The 12,797-nt window shown below is 70.7% G+C and carries 14 protein-coding genes and 1 riboswitch; of the genes, 8 read left to right on the top strand and 6 right to left on the bottom strand.

Going from position 1 to position 12,797, the window contains the following annotated elements; translation table 11 throughout:
* Positions 1-3: 3 nt before the first annotated feature.
* Positions 4-164: riboswitch (cyclic di-AMP (ydaO/yuaA leader) on the bottom strand.
* 284 nt (positions 165-448) lie between these two features.
* From ABH941_RS10580 to ABH941_RS10570, 3 genes are read left to right on the top strand one after another with little or no spacing between them, the layout of a single operon-like run.
* Complete coding sequence (locus ABH941_RS10580) at positions 449-2,134, top strand: FAD-dependent oxidoreductase (protein ID WP_370128502.1); 1,686 nt, start codon at positions 449-451, stop codon at positions 2,132-2,134.
* An 8-nt stretch (positions 2,135-2,142) separates the two neighbouring features.
* Positions 2,143-3,588 carry an ATP-binding protein gene (locus ABH941_RS10575; RefSeq protein WP_370128697.1) on the top strand — a complete coding sequence of 482 codons (1,446 nt, stop codon included), beginning with the start codon at positions 2,143-2,145 and terminating at the stop codon, positions 3,586-3,588.
* A complete protein-coding gene (locus tag ABH941_RS10570; RefSeq protein ID WP_370128500.1) occupies positions 3,581-3,934 on the top strand; it encodes a UBP-type zinc finger domain-containing protein in 354 nt (117 codons plus the stop codon). Before ABH941_RS10575 ends, ABH941_RS10570 begins: the two co-directional genes overlap by 8 nt.
* Positions 3,935-3,938: 4 nt before the next feature.
* On the opposite strand, the gene cpt is transcribed toward ABH941_RS10570, so the two are convergent.
* Entirely contained in the window at positions 3,939-4,472 is a 534-nt protein-coding gene (cpt, locus tag ABH941_RS10565) for a chloramphenicol phosphotransferase CPT (RefSeq protein ID WP_370128498.1), read from the bottom strand.
* Positions 4,473-4,588: 116 nt separating this feature from the next.
* On the opposite strand from cpt, the gene ykgO reads away from it, so the two are divergent.
* Together ykgO and ABH941_RS10555 are read left to right on the top strand one after the other, a co-directional pair.
* Positions 4,589-4,711: a type B 50S ribosomal protein L36 gene (gene ykgO, locus ABH941_RS10560; RefSeq protein ID WP_133996189.1), complete on the top strand. Its 123-nt coding sequence runs from the start codon at positions 4,589-4,591 to the stop codon at positions 4,709-4,711.
* A gap of 140 nt (positions 4,712-4,851) precedes the next feature.
* Positions 4,852-5,673: a pentapeptide repeat-containing protein gene (locus tag ABH941_RS10555; protein WP_370128496.1), complete on the top strand. Its 822-nt coding sequence runs from the start codon at positions 4,852-4,854 to the stop codon at positions 5,671-5,673.
* A 90-nt stretch (positions 5,674-5,763) separates the two neighbouring features.
* On the opposite strand, the gene ABH941_RS10550 is transcribed toward ABH941_RS10555, so the two are convergent.
* On the bottom strand, positions 5,764-6,321 hold the full coding sequence (locus tag ABH941_RS10550) for an NAD(P)H-dependent oxidoreductase (RefSeq protein ID WP_370128494.1): 558 nt from the start codon (positions 6,319-6,321) through the stop codon (positions 5,764-5,766).
* Positions 6,322-6,439: 118 nt separating this feature from the next.
* Between ABH941_RS10550 and ABH941_RS10545 the strand changes: the two genes are divergently transcribed.
* Positions 6,440-7,093 carry a TetR/AcrR family transcriptional regulator gene (locus ABH941_RS10545; RefSeq protein ID WP_370128492.1) on the top strand — a complete coding sequence of 218 codons (654 nt, stop codon included), beginning with the start codon at positions 6,440-6,442 and terminating at the stop codon, positions 7,091-7,093.
* 95 nt (positions 7,094-7,188) lie between these two features.
* Here ABH941_RS10545 and ABH941_RS10540 read toward each other — a convergent pair whose 3' ends face one another.
* Positions 7,189-8,430 carry a peptidase S8 gene (locus ABH941_RS10540; RefSeq protein ID WP_370128490.1) on the bottom strand — a complete coding sequence of 414 codons (1,242 nt, stop codon included), beginning with the start codon at positions 8,428-8,430 and terminating at the stop codon, positions 7,189-7,191.
* Positions 8,431-8,872: 442 nt separating this feature from the next.
* Between ABH941_RS10540 and ABH941_RS10535 the strand changes: the two genes are divergently transcribed.
* Positions 8,873-9,100, top strand: coding sequence for a hypothetical protein (locus ABH941_RS10535; RefSeq protein WP_133996199.1), 228 nt, complete (start codon positions 8,873-8,875; stop codon positions 9,098-9,100).
* A gap of 28 nt (positions 9,101-9,128) precedes the next feature.
* On the opposite strand, the gene ABH941_RS10530 is transcribed toward ABH941_RS10535, so the two are convergent.
* Complete coding sequence (locus ABH941_RS10530) at positions 9,129-9,620, bottom strand: FBP domain-containing protein (RefSeq protein ID WP_370128488.1); 492 nt, start codon at positions 9,618-9,620, stop codon at positions 9,129-9,131.
* A gap of 153 nt (positions 9,621-9,773) precedes the next feature.
* Between ABH941_RS10530 and ABH941_RS10525 the strand changes: the two genes are divergently transcribed.
* Positions 9,774-10,592 carry a class I SAM-dependent methyltransferase gene (locus ABH941_RS10525; protein ID WP_370128486.1) on the top strand — a complete coding sequence of 273 codons (819 nt, stop codon included), beginning with the start codon at positions 9,774-9,776 and terminating at the stop codon, positions 10,590-10,592.
* Here the strand turns inward: ABH941_RS10525 and ABH941_RS10520 are convergent.
* Together ABH941_RS10520 and ABH941_RS10515 are read right to left on the bottom strand one after the other, a co-directional pair.
* Positions 10,589-11,590 (bottom strand): glycoside hydrolase family 5 protein, encoded by a 1,002-nt coding sequence (locus ABH941_RS10520; protein ID WP_370128484.1) that lies wholly within the window; start codon positions 11,588-11,590, stop codon positions 10,589-10,591. The genes ABH941_RS10525 and ABH941_RS10520 overlap by 4 nt on opposite strands.
* 140 nt (positions 11,591-11,730) lie before the next feature.
* On the bottom strand, positions 11,731-12,756 hold the full coding sequence (locus ABH941_RS10515) for a LacI family DNA-binding transcriptional regulator (RefSeq protein ID WP_370128482.1): 1,026 nt from the start codon (positions 12,754-12,756) through the stop codon (positions 11,731-11,733).
* Between the last annotated feature and the right edge of the window lie 41 nt (positions 12,757-12,797).

Genomic DNA, 12,797 nt, shown 5'->3' with positions numbered 1-12,797 from the left:
GCAGCGTTTCCTCTCCCACGCCTACGAGGTGAGCTGTCGGATTCGGGCTGGAGTTGCCCGGTCGTGCGCAGCACGACTTCACCCCAAGCCACGTCGACGACCAAGGTCGACGTGGCGGCTTACCTGGTTCCCCCGCTCCTGCCGTGGTGCGGTAGCTGGTGTCGCAACTTCTCCGGCGGCAGGACTCGGCGTTCCGGAGATGTCGGTTCCGCTTAAGTGCGAACGCCAGAAAGGTAGACAGACCTTGATTGAAACCACAACAGACTGTGGGATCCGTCACGCCGCCGTTCCATGATTCACAGGTTCCCGACCCGGTTCGCCGCACCCAGTCACACGTCCGGAGGATCGGACGCGCCCGAGCGGATAGCGTAGGAACCCGGCCCTCTCACGACCTCTGGGCCGGGCAGACCCGACGACAGGGCAGATCCGACGACAGGGCGGAGCGGCGATGCCGACGACGACCGGACCGGAGAGCACCAAGCGACCGGTGATCGTGACCGTGGACGACGACCCGGCGGTGTCCCGGGCTGTCGCCAGGGACCTGCGGCGCCGCTACGGCGAGGGCCATCGTATCGTCAGGGCCGAGTCGGGCCCCTCGGCGCTGGAGGCGCTGCGGGAGATGAAGCTGCGCGGCGAGCTGGTCGCGGTGCTGCTGGCCGACCACCGGATGCCGGAGATGAACGGCATCGAGTTCCTGGAAGCGGCCATGGACATCTACCCCCAGGCCCGCCGGGTGCTGCTGACCGCCTACGCGGACACCGGCGCCGCCATCGACGCCATCAATGTGGTGGACCTGGACCACTACCTGCTCAAACCGTGGGACCCGCCCGAGGAGAAGCTCTACCCGGTCCTGGACAGCCTGCTGAAGGCCTGGCTGGCCGACGACCCGCACCAGGTGGACGAGACCAAGGTGGTCGGGCACCGGTGGTCGGCCCGCTCCTCCGAGGTCCGCGAGTTCCTGGCCCGCAACCAGGTCCCCTACCGCTGGTACCCGGTCACCGAGGCCGAGGGCCGGCAGCTGCTGGCGGCCGCCGGCGAGGACGGGGAGCGGCTGCCCGTGGTGATCACCACCGACGGCGACGCCCTCGTCGAGCCCAGCAACGAGGAGCTGGCCCAGCGGGTCGGCCTCTCCACGACCCCCGCCGCCGACTTCTACGACCTCATCGTCATCGGCGGCGGCCCGGCCGGTCTGGGCGCGGCCGTGTACGGGGCCTCCGAGGGCCTGCGCACCGTCCTGATCGAGCGCACCGCCACCGGCGGCCAGGCCGGGCAGAGCTCCAGGATCGAGAACTACCTCGGCTTCCCGGACGGGGTCTCCGGCTCGCAGCTCGCGGACCGGGCCCGCCGCCAGGCCACCAAGTTCGGCGCTGAGATCCTGACCGCCCGTGAGGTGACCGGCTTCGAGATCTGCGGCTCGGCCCGGACGGTCCGCTTCGCGGACGGCAGCGCCATCTCCGCGCACACCGTCATCCTGGCCACCGGCGTCGCCTACCGGCAGCTGACCGCCCCCGGCATGGAGGAGCTGACCGGCCGCGGCATCTTCTACGGCTCCGCGCTGACCGAGACGGTGGGCTGCGCCGGCCAGGACGTCTACATCGTCGGCGGCGCCAACTCCGCCGGGCAGGCCGCGGTCTTCCTGTCCAGGGGCGCCAAGTCGGTCACCATGCTGGTCCGCGGCGAGTCGCTGACCGCCTCCATGTCGCACTACCTGATCCAGCAGGTCGAGGCCGACCCGGTGATCACCGTCCGCACCGGGACCGAGGTCGTCGCCGCGCACGGCGAGGACCATCTGGAGCGGCTGACCCTGCTCGACACCGCGACCGGCCGCACCGAGGAGGTCGACGCGCAGTGGCTGTTCGTCTTCATCGGCGCGGTGCCGATGACCCAGTGGCTCGACGGGGTGGTGGTGCGCGACGACCACGGCTTCGTCCTGGCCGGTCCGGATCTGGGCGAGGCCGGGCAGCGCTCCGGCGGCTGGCCGCTGGACCGTCCGCCGCACCATCTGGAGACCAGCGTGCCAGGGGTGTTCGCGGCCGGTGACGTGCGCTCGGAGTCCGCGAAACGGGTCGCCTCGGCGGTCGGCGAGGGCGCGATGGCGGTCATGTTCGTCCACCGCTACCTGGACAAGCTGTGACGGGCGAGGTGAGCGGTGTGATCTGTTCTCCGGAGGAGCTGCGCTCGCTGTTCCTGTTCGAGAAGCTGACACCCGATCAACTGGCGTGGCTCTGCCGGGTGGGCCGGGTGGAGTGCTACGAGCCCGGCCCGGTGTACGCCGAGGGCGAGCCGGCGACCCGCTTCTACGTCATGGTCGAGGGCACCGTGGTGCTCTCGCGCCGGGTCGGCCCCGACGACATCGAGGTCAACCGGTCCTCCAGCCCCGGGGTCTATTCGGGCGCCTTCCAGGCCTATCTGGGCGAGCGGGTGCCGCAGGTGTATGTGAACTCGATGAGGGTGGTCGTGCCCACGCGGTTCTTCGTGCTGTCGGCCCACGATTTCGCCGGGCTGATGCACGACTGGTTCCCCATGGCCGAGCATCTGCTGGAGGGGCTGTTCTTCGGCACCCGGACGCTCCAGCAGGCGGTCGGCCAGCGCGAGCGGCTGCTCGCCCTGGGCACGCTGTCGGCCGGGCTGACCCATGAGTTGAACAACCCCGCCGCGGCGGCGGTACGTGCCACCGCGGCGCTGCGGGAGCGGGTCGCGCAGATGCGCGGCGCGCTGGGCGAGCTGGCGGGGAGCCCCGGCAAGGGCGCGGCGCTGGACGAACTGGTGCGGCTGCAGGACGACGCGGTGCGTGCCGTCGCCGGACAGCCGGTGCTGGGGCCGCTGGAGGCGTCCGACCGTGAGGACGCCCTGACGGACTGGCTGGACGACCACGATGTGGCCGAGGGCTGGGAGCTGGCCCCGGTGCTGGTCCAGGCCGGACTGGACGCGGACTGGCTGGAGCAGGTCGACGCGGCGGTCGGCCCCGAGGGCCTGCCGGGGGCGCTGCGCTGGCTGGTCCACGGCGTGGAGACAGAACTGCTGCTGTCCGAGATCGAGACGGCGTCCTCGCGGATCTCCTCCCTGGTGGGGGCAGCTCGGCAGTACTCCCAGCTGGACCGCGCCCCCTACCAGCAGGTCGACCTGCACGAGCTGCTGGACAGCACCCTGGTCATCCTGGGCGGCAAGCTCGGGCCCGGCGTCACCGTGGTACGCGACTACGACCGCTCGCTGCCCCGGGTCCCGGCCTTCGCGGCGGAGCTGAACCAGGTGTGGACCAATCTGATCGACAACGCCCTCTACGCCATGGCCGGGCACGGCACGCTGACCATCAGCACCCGCACGGAGGACGACCAGGCGGTGGTCGGCTTCCGCGACACCGGCCCCGGGGTGCCCGCGGACATCCAGGGGCGGATCTTCGAACCCTTCTTCACCAGCAAGCCGGTCGGCGAGGGCACCGGGCTCGGGCTCGACATCTCCTGGCGGATCGTCGTGCACCGTCACCACGGGGACCTTAGGGTCGAATCGGTACCGGGCGACACCCTGTTCCGGGTGACGCTGCCGCTGACCGCACACGATCCCGACCAGGAAGAAGCGCACGATGAGTGACATCCCCGCGATCGACCCGACCGCAGCCCCCAGCGGTGCCGGCTGCGCGGAATGCGACGCTGCCGACGGCTGGTGGTTCCACCTGCGGCGCTGCGCCTTCTGCGGCCACATCGGCTGCTGCGACAGCTCGCCCTCACAGCACGCGAGCGCCCACGCCGCCGCCGCCGGCCACCCGGTGATCACCAGCTTCGAGCCCGGCGAGGCCTGGTTCTGGAGCTACCCGGACGAGCAGTTCTACGAGAGCGGCCCTGCCCTGGCCGGACCCGAACACCACCCACTCGACCAGCCCACCCCGGGCCCGGCCGGCCGGGTGCCCATCGACTGGCAGCAGCGTCTCCACCAGTAGTCGGTCACCCGACCCGGGCGGCGACAGCCCGCGCACACTCCAGCGACTCCGTGTGCGTGGTGTCCACCTCCAGGTCGTAGACCACGCCCCGGTGGACCATCTCCGCCTGCGACGCGGCCATCCCCCGGCCCCGATCCCCACGGGCAACCTCGCGACCTGCAGCGACCGAAGCCTCACACCTGACCCCGACCCACAGCACCTCCAGTCCGCCCAGAGCCTTCTGCCACCGCTGCTGCGACGCCGCTCCGCCGAGGAACACGTCATCGACGATGACCCGGGCCCCCGCCCGGGCCATCGCTGCGACCCCCTCCATCCATGCCGCTTCCAGCTCCCGGAACTGCGATCCCACCTGCACACCGCCGTCCGCGGCGAAGTCGATCCCTGCCGACGAGCTCCGCAGGGAAGCGGGCATCGCCTCCACCAGCGAGTCAATCGCGGCGGCAAGCCACGGATCCGGCAGCACCGCCTGCAGACACCGGACGATCCCGGACTTCCCCGAACTGGACCCACCGTTCAACACGATCACCTGAGTCGCCACCGGGCCACGGTAAAGGCAACCGCCACGGCGTCCGAAGCGATTAACGGCAAGTCCAGGAGGAATACGGCAACCCGCGACCGCGTTGTCATGGCCACAGAGCAAGGAGAGGAACGCCCATGAAGGTCCGCCAGTCGCTCAAATCGCTGAAGGCCAAGCCGGGCGCCCAGGTCGTCCGCCGCCGCGGCCGGGTTTTCGTCATCAACCGCCGCGACCCCCGCTACAAGGCCCGCCAGGGCTAAAGCTGATCCAGCCCCGACGCCCATCAGGACGCCGGGGCTGGCTGACGCTGATCGAAGCCCTGCGCTCGGCCGCGGGTAGCCCGGACTGCGGCTAGGGTTCCGGGGTGAGCGCCCGACCCCGTCCCCGGAGTGACCGCACCGTGTCAGGAACGTCAGGAACCATCGACCCGTCCGAACAGCGGGCCGACTGCGGCAGTTGCTTCGCGCTGTGCTGCGTCGTGCCCGCGTTCGCGCGCTCGGCGGACTTCGCCGTCGACAAGGGCGCCGGGCAGGCCTGTCCGAACCTGGGCGGCGACTTCCGCTGCGGCATCCACACCCGGCTGCGGGACGAGGGGTTCAAGGGCTGCACCGTCTACGACTGCTTCGGCGCGGGCCAGAAGGTCTCCCAGGTCACCTTCCTGGGCCGGGACTGGCGGCAGGACCCGGGCTCGGCGCGGCGGATGTTCGCGGTGTTCCCGGTGATGCGCGACCTGCAGGAGCTGCTGAGGTATCTCGCGGAGGCCCTCGCCCGGCCTGCGGCCGCCGCCGTCCACGGTGAGCTGCGGGCCGCCTTCGCGGAGACCGAGCGGCTCACCCTGGGCGACGCGGACACCCTGCCGGGGCTGGACGTGGACGCGATCCGGGGCGGCGTCAACCCGCTGCTGCTCCGGGCGAGCGAACTGGTCCGGGCCGCGGTGACCGGGAGGAAGCGGGACCACCGCGGGGCGGACCTGATCGGGGCGCGGCTGAAGGGGGCCGGCCTGCGCGGCGCCAATCTGCGCGGCGCCCTGCTGATCGGGGCCGATCTGCGCGGCGCGGACCTGCGGACCGCCGATGTCATCGGCGCCGACTTCCGTGACGCGGACCTGCGCGGAGCGGATCTGACCGGGGCGCTGTTCCTGGTGCAGTCGCAGCTGGACGCGGCCAGGGGTGACCGGACGACCGTGCTCCCCGACACGATGCGGCGCCCAGCTCACTGGTGAACGGCGACGGGCCCCGGCGGCCCCGGTCCGCGCGCTGCGGAACGGGGCCGGCCAGGGCCCGAGGCGTGGGAACGCCTGTGCGGCGAGGCGTCAGGCCGAGACCGCGGTGGCCTCGGCGAGCTGGGCCAGGACCGCGGGGAGCTGCTCGACGATCTCGGCGTCGTCCTGCGGGTGCAGCTCGGCGAAGCGCACCACGGAGCCGGGGACGGACAGCTTGGCGTCGGCCAGCACGTTGGCGCCGGCGATGCCGAGGGACTTGCGGGCCTCGTCCTGGGCCCACAGGCCGCCGAACTGGCCGTAGGCGGTGCCGACCACGGCGGTGGGCTTGCCGGAGAGGGCGCCGGCGCCGTAGGGGCGGGACAGCCAGTCGATGGCGTTCTTCAGCACGGCGGTGACGGTGCCGTTGTACTCGGGGGAGAAGAAGAGGAAGGCGTCGGCCTGGGCGGCGGCCTCACGCAGCGCGGTGGCGGCGGCGGGGACGGAGCCCTCGACGTCGATGTCCTCGTTGTAGAAGGGAACGTCGGCAAGACCCTCGTGGATGACGACCTCGACGCCCTCAGGGGCGTGCTTGACCGCTGCCTCGGCGAGCTGGCGGTTGTGCGAACCGGCGCGAAGGCTGCCGACGAGGGCGAGAACGCGAACAGACATGACGTGCTCCTGAAGGTTGGGCAGAGCGTCCACGGAAGTGGACTGTGGTCCGGGTACAGTCGTAGCACGAAAAGCGGACCCGAGTCCACTTTTCCCGGACTGGGGCTATCGTGGAGCCATGACCGCGCAGCTCCCCCGCCCCGCCGAGACGCCGTCGCCCTGTCGTCCCGAACTTCCCGTCGTCGACCAGACGCCCCGGGAGCGCTCCGACGCCGCCCGCAACCGGGCCCGCCTGCTCGACGCCGCCACTGCGCTGGTGCGCGAGCACGGCGCCCAGAACGTCACCATGGAGGCCGTGGCCGACGCGGCCTGCGTGGGCAAGGGCACGCTGTTCCGGCGCTTCGGGGACCGTGAGGGCCTGATGCTGGCGCTGCTCGAACACGCCGAGGAGGAGTACCAGCGCGGTTATCTCTTCGGCCCGCCGCCGCTGGGCCCGGGCGCCGAGCCGCTGGAACGGCTGGACGCCTTCGGCGCGGCCACCATCCGCCACCTGCTCTGCAGCATGGACCTCTACCTGGCCGCCGACGCCTGCGCGAGCCGGCGCTACACCGTGCCGGCCGGGGTGCTCCGGGTCACCCATGTGGCGATGCTGCTGCGCCAGGCCGGCGCGGTCGGCGATGTCGAGCTGGTGGCCCAGACGCTGGCCGGCTATCTGGACCCGGCCCTGATCCACCATCTGGTGCAGCAGCGCGGCCTGCCGCTGGAGCGGATCGAGGCCGGCTGGCGCGAGCTGGTGGTACGGGCGGTGGCGCCGCTGTCCTCGGCCTCCTGAGCGGATGACGGCAGGGCCGGGTCGCGTGCGCGGCGCGCCCGGACCCGGCCCTGCCGGTGGGGGTGTGTCGGTGGGGGTGTGTCAGTGACGGTCCGTCAGCCGGTGAAGGCGGTGAGACCGTTCGGGGTGCCCAGGCCGGTCGGGCCGTCGTAGCCGGTCTCGGCGGTGCACAGGTAGGCCGGGGAGCAGCTGGTGGTGGAGCCGCTGGTCACGTCGTTGAGCGAGGACGTGTTGGCGTACAGGTCGGCCGCCGGGTAGTCGACGGTCGGGGTGCCCGCGTCCGCGTAGACCGCGGCGATCAGCGGCGAGGCGACGCTGGTGCCGCCGTACACGGCCCAGCCCGAGGCGCCGTAGGTCTGGTAGACCGCGACGCCGGTGGCCGGGTCGGCGACCGCGGAGACGTCGGCGACGGTGCGGTTGGAGCAGCCGGCGTCGGTCTGCCAGCTCGGCTTGGCGTCGTAGGACGAGCAGCCGGAGCCCGCACCCTCGGTGCTGCTGGTGGACCACACGCTCTCGGTCCAGCCGCGGGAGTTGGACGAGGTCGACAGCGAGGTGCCGCCCACCGCGGTGACGTACTGGGACGCCGCCGGGTACTCGACGCCGTAGCCGGAGTCGCCGGAGCTGGCGGTGATGACCACGCCCGGGTGGTTGAAGTAGCTGCTGTCGTACGTGGTGTCGGAGCTGGACTCCGAGCCGCCGTAGCTGTTGGAGACGAACCCGGCGCCCAGCGCCACCGCTTCGTTGACGGCCGTGCCGAGGTTGGTCATCGACGCGCTCTTGGCCTCCACCAGGATGATGTTGGCCTCGGGGGCGATCGCCGAGACCATGTCCAGGTCCAGCGAGATCTCCCCGGCCCAGCCGGTGTTGCTGGTGGGCAGCGAGGTGGTGCTGCCGGTCTGGCTGACCTGCTTGAAGCAGCCGCTGGCCTTGGTGCAGGCCGGCAGCCCGTACTGGGAGCGGTAGACGGCCATGTCCGCGGCGGCGTTGGGGTCGTTGTAGGCGTCGACGATCGCGACGGTCTGACCGGCGCCGCCGTCGGCCGGCAGGTTGTACGCGCTCAGCAGGCTGCTGGGGCCGAAGCCGGACGGCGTGGCGTTGGCGGTGACGCCGAGCGCGTGGACGTGCTCGGTGGTGCTGGTGACCCGGAGCGCGTTGCAGGCCGCCTGGCCCACGGTGTGGACCACGGCGCAGGAGTGCACCCAACTGGTGTGGGCCGAGTGCGCGGTGGCCGCTCCGGCGGGAGCGGCGCCCAGCAGACCGGCCGCGGCGAGGGCCGCCGAGCCGAGCAGCGGGAGCGCTACGCGCCGGGAGGCGCGGGAGTTCGGGGTGGTACGCAACGTACTGCCTCCAGAAATGGGGGTGTGCCCGGGGGCTTGTGACGGAACATCAGCGCAGGGGTGGGGGTACCCCGGCCGCTTCTGCCTCCCCGGTCCGGGGTGGCAACTTCCGAGTACGTTAGGCGAGGTGTCCGTGTGCAGACAAGACCCAACCGACGATCATCTATTCGACGTCACTACGGGAAACATCGCGGAAACGCGGCCGCAAAGAAGGGCCGACGGGCCCTCAACTCGGAGGCAGGGCAAAGCGTTCAGCAGGAGAACACAAGATCTCCAAAAAAATATCTGATCGCCTGCACACTTTCCCGGCAGTTCCTGCACATGCCTATCGCATATGCGAAAGGATAGGGAGAGTACACGTCAAATTCCCCAGGAGACCGCCGTGGGCCGTCACGCACCAGACCCCCTACCCAGTCCGAGTGCCACCCGCACTCATCTGCGCGTGCTTTCCATTCTGCTCGCGCGGCACGCAGCCGATCTGCCGGACGCCACCCTGAGCGACAGCTCCCGCCAGGACGCCGTGCGACTGTTGGCCTGGGCGACCTCGGCGGCGGCACTGGCGGCGGCGGCACTGACCGAGAGCGATCCGGCCCAGGCCGTCAGGTATCGCATCCAGGTGCGGGACACCCTCGCCGAGGCACACGCCCTGGCCTGGTATCCCGGCACCTAGAAAAAGGCGATCCAGAACCATCCAGGGCTCATGCGGTGACCTTGGCGATGAACGCGGCGAGGTTCGCGACGGTCCGCTGGATCTTCTCCTCCAGGGTGAGCGACTCGTGGGGCCGCGCTCCGACGCCCACCTCCTTCTTGCCCCGCACATACAGCGGGCAGGCGAGGTCGCTGCATATGTACGCGCCCACGGAGTTGCCCTGCTGCCCGGCCTTGCCCGCCCTCGCGGCGACCATCAGCGAGACGCCTCCGGAGTGGGTGGTCACGCACATCGAGCACATGCTGAGCCGGGTCTGCCAGGAGGCGGGGCTCGGGCAGCGCAGGGCGAGCGCCGCCACGCCTCCGTCCAACTCGGTGGCGAGGTAGGCCCGCTGGGGGGCCTGGGGGTCCCGCCAGCCGAGGAAGTCCAGGTCGTCCCAGGGCTGCTCGACCAGGTCGCGGGGGACGGCCAGGCGCTTCGCCTCGCCCTTGGTGCAGTTCACGAACGCGGAACGGATCTCTTGCTCGGTCAGTGGCCTCATGCATGGCAGGCTAATTTACCTAAATCCATTAGGCAAATACACGACCACTGTCGTCAGATGGAAGCAAAGCTATGGTTCGAGCAGGGCCACCGCCCGCCGACGCCGGCGCGTAGAATCAAGGGGGTGGTTGCGGCAGAGCGGAGACATGTGGACGTGACCGGTTCCGATGCGGTGTTCGCAGGCGCGATCCCCGAGCTCTACGAGCGGTACCTCGTGCCGCTGATCTTTGAGCCCTACGCCGAGGACCTCGCCCGACGTGTCGCGGAACTGCGTCCGGCCCGGGCCCTGGAGATCGCCGCCGGCACCGGCGTCGTCACCCGTGCGGTGGCACGAGCGCTGTCCGAGCGGGTGGAACTGGTGGCGACCGACCTGAACCAGGCGATGCTCGATCAGGCCGAGGCCGTCGGCACCGCGCAGCCGGTGCGGTGGCAGCAGGCCGACGCCCTGCGGCTGCCCTTCCCGGCCGCCAGTTTCGACGTGGTCTTCTGCCAGTTCGGCGTGATGTTCTTCCCGGACAAGGTCGCCGCGTTCAGCGAGGCACGACGCGTGCTGCGTCCCGGCGGAACCCTGGTGTTCAACGTGTGGGACCGGATCGAGGAGAACGAGTTCGCCGACATCGTCAGCAGCACCCTCGCCGAGGTGTATCCGGCCCGCCCGCCGCGCTTCCTGGCCCGCACACCGTACGGCTACACCGATCCGGACGCCATCTCGGCCGACCTGGCGAGCGCGGGCTTCTCCGCCGAGCCGCGCCACGAGACGCTCACCGCGCACAGCCGCGCGGCATCGGCGCAGGTGCCGGCCCTCGGGTACTGCCAGGGGTCGCCGTTGCGCACCGAGATCGAGGAGCGCTCCGGTGCGGATCTCGCCGAGGCGACCGCGGCGTGCGCGGCGGCGATCGCCCGACGATGCGGCCCGGGTCCGGTGGACGGCAGGATCCAGGCGCGCATCGTCACCATCACGAGCCCGTACTAGTAGCCCCAGCCCCAGCGCAGCTGGGTGACTCCCGAGGCGTTGTTGTTCGACAGGCCGCTGCCGTTGTGCGCCTCCGCCGAGAAGCTGTCCCCGGTCTTGAGGCCGGCCCAGTAGACGCTGCCCATGCCGTCGGAGCGGGCCAGGTCGGTGACGGCGGCGAAGTAGGACTGGTTCAGGGCCCCGTTGTGGTTCGTCAGGTAGTTGGTGCCGGTGGTCATCGGCACGCCGAACTCGTCGATGATCGTTCGGCTGCTGTAGCTGCCGATACGGTTGTTGAGGTCCGACTGCCACTGCGATTCCTGGGTGTAGCTGTTCCAGGTGGGGTAGTAGTGCAGCGACAACAGGGTGCCCGCCAGCGCGGAGGCCGCCCCGACGCCGGTCACGCTGTCGTTGTAGCCGGTGCCGCTGACGATGACCCGTGCCTTGGGGACGCTGGAGTGGGTCGAGAGCCAGGAGGAGCAGATGGAGACCCACTGGCTCAGCGAGTAGCCGTACGGCTCGTTCAGCGGTTCGAAGTACACATTGCTGTTGCCGCCGTACTGGCCGACGACGGTGCTCCACATCGACTGCCACGCCGTCATGTCGGTGATCGTCCCGGTGCTGGTGCTCTGCGTCCAGGCGCTGATGATCACTTTCATGTTGTCCGCGAGGGCCGCGTCGATCGCCCCGCGGTAGGCGCTCCACCAGGACTCGCTCACACTCGGCGGGTTGATCGGCAGGCGCACGGTGTTCGCGCCGAGGTTGTTCTGGAACGCCTTGATGTAGGTGTTGGCGATCGAGTACACCTGCGCGTAGCTGTCCGACGCGGCCAGTCCGTCCGGGATGACCCACCCGGTGTTGTAGTTGTCGCGCGTGTCAGCCCAGTTCACACCTTTGAACTGGTTGGTGGCGGCTGACGCCGGCTGCGCCGGTGCGATGAAGAGCACGGAGGCCGCAGCCACCGCGACGGCCGAGACGGCCCCTGCCGACTTCCTGTGCATCCGTACCCGAGCGAACATGCGGCTCTCCAGTCGTTGGCGTCTCTGTGGATGTCCAACTTTGTGCGCTCTCGTTTATGGTTGCGTAACCATGGCGACATATTTGGACAGCGACGTCGTACTGTCAAGACTCTGGACAGACACAAGGAGTTGACGGCCGCTCAGGCCGGGCTGACGGGACCCCGCCCCGTGCTCTCGCGCACGACCAGCGAGGTGGGCACGACGTGCTGGCGCAACTGCCGATCCCCATAGTCGAGTTCGCCGTGGTCGAGACCGCCGTGGTCGATCTCGCGCAGCAGAGTGTCGACGCACCGGCGGCCGACCTCGGCGAAATCCTGGTGCACCGTGGTGAGCGGCGGCCAGTAGGAGTCGGAGTCCTCGGTGTCGTCGAACCCGACGACACTCACCTCGCCGGGGATGCGCCGCCCCGCCTCGTGCAGGGCGCGCATCACGCCCAGCGCCATCTGGTCGTTGGCCGCGAAGACCGCTGTGACCTGCGGGTCGGCGGCGAGCACGGCGCCCAGCCGGTGGCCGGAGTCCGCCGTCCAGTCGCCGACGAGCACATCCGGAGGAGTGACCCCGCGCGCGAGCAGGACTTCCCGCCACCCGGCCGCCCTGCTGGCGGCCGCGAAGGCGTTGAGCGGTCCGCCGATGTGCCGGACGGACTCGTGCCCCAGGTCGAGCAGGTGCTCCGTGGCCAGGCGGGCCCCGCCGTGCTGGTCCGAGTCCACCACGCAGTACCGCGACGCTCCCCCGCTGTCCGCGACCACGATCGGGACCCGGGGCGGCAGCGAGAGCGCCGGGCTGTCCAGGAGGCGCGCCTCCATGATCACGATGACCCCGTCCACTGCCTGCTTCGACAGCCGGTCGACCGCCCCCCGCACCCTGTCCTGCCGGACCGAGTCGACCGGCAGCAGGCACACGGAGTACCCCCGCTGCTCCGCCGCGGTCGCGATGGCGTTCACGGTCTTGGAGTTCCCGTACGTCGCCAGCGTGAACGTGACCACACCGATCATGCCGAACCGGCCGGTCACCAGCGCGCGGGCAGCCGTGTTCGGACGGTAGCCCAGGCGCTCCATGGCCTCCAGCACCCGTTGCCGTGTCCCGTCCCCGACGTTGGCATGCCCGTTGGCCACCCGGGAGACCGTGATCGGGGCGACGCCGGCCACCCTGGCCACGTCGGCCATCGAGGGCCTGGACCGGGCCGATGCCCTGCTGTCGTCCCCGC

The organism is Streptacidiphilus sp. EB103A, assembly GCF_041261405.1.
Classification (GTDB): Bacteria; Actinomycetota; Actinomycetes; order Streptomycetales; family Streptomycetaceae; genus Streptacidiphilus.
Note: the sequence above shows the minus strand (reverse complement) of the source record. Positions and strands in the feature narration are given on the sequence as shown.

Bases quoted from the DNA above. Each gene is read 5' to 3' on its own strand.
- ABH941_RS10530 (WP_370128488.1), bottom strand. From the start codon at position 9,620: ATGAGGCCACTGACCGAGCAAGAGATCCGTTCCGCGTTCGTGAACTGC.
- ABH941_RS10515 (WP_370128482.1), bottom strand. From the start codon at position 12,756: ATGGCCGACGTGGCCAGGGTGGCCGGCGTCGCCCCGATCACGGTCTCC.
- ykgO (WP_133996189.1), top strand. From the start codon at position 4,589: ATGAAGGTCCGCCAGTCGCTCAAATCGCTGAAGGCCAAGCCGGGCGCC.
- ABH941_RS10545 (WP_370128492.1), top strand. From the start codon at position 6,440: ATGACCGCGCAGCTCCCCCGCCCCGCCGAGACGCCGTCGCCCTGTCGT.
- ABH941_RS10520 (WP_370128484.1), bottom strand. From the start codon at position 11,590: ATGTTCGCTCGGGTACGGATGCACAGGAAGTCGGCAGGGGCCGTCTCG.
- ABH941_RS10580 (WP_370128502.1), top strand. From the start codon at position 449: ATGCCGACGACGACCGGACCGGAGAGCACCAAGCGACCGGTGATCGTG.
- ABH941_RS10570 (WP_370128500.1), top strand. From the start codon at position 3,581: ATGAGTGACATCCCCGCGATCGACCCGACCGCAGCCCCCAGCGGTGCC.
- ABH941_RS10550 (WP_370128494.1), bottom strand. From the start codon at position 6,321: ATGTCTGTTCGCGTTCTCGCCCTCGTCGGCAGCCTTCGCGCCGGTTCG.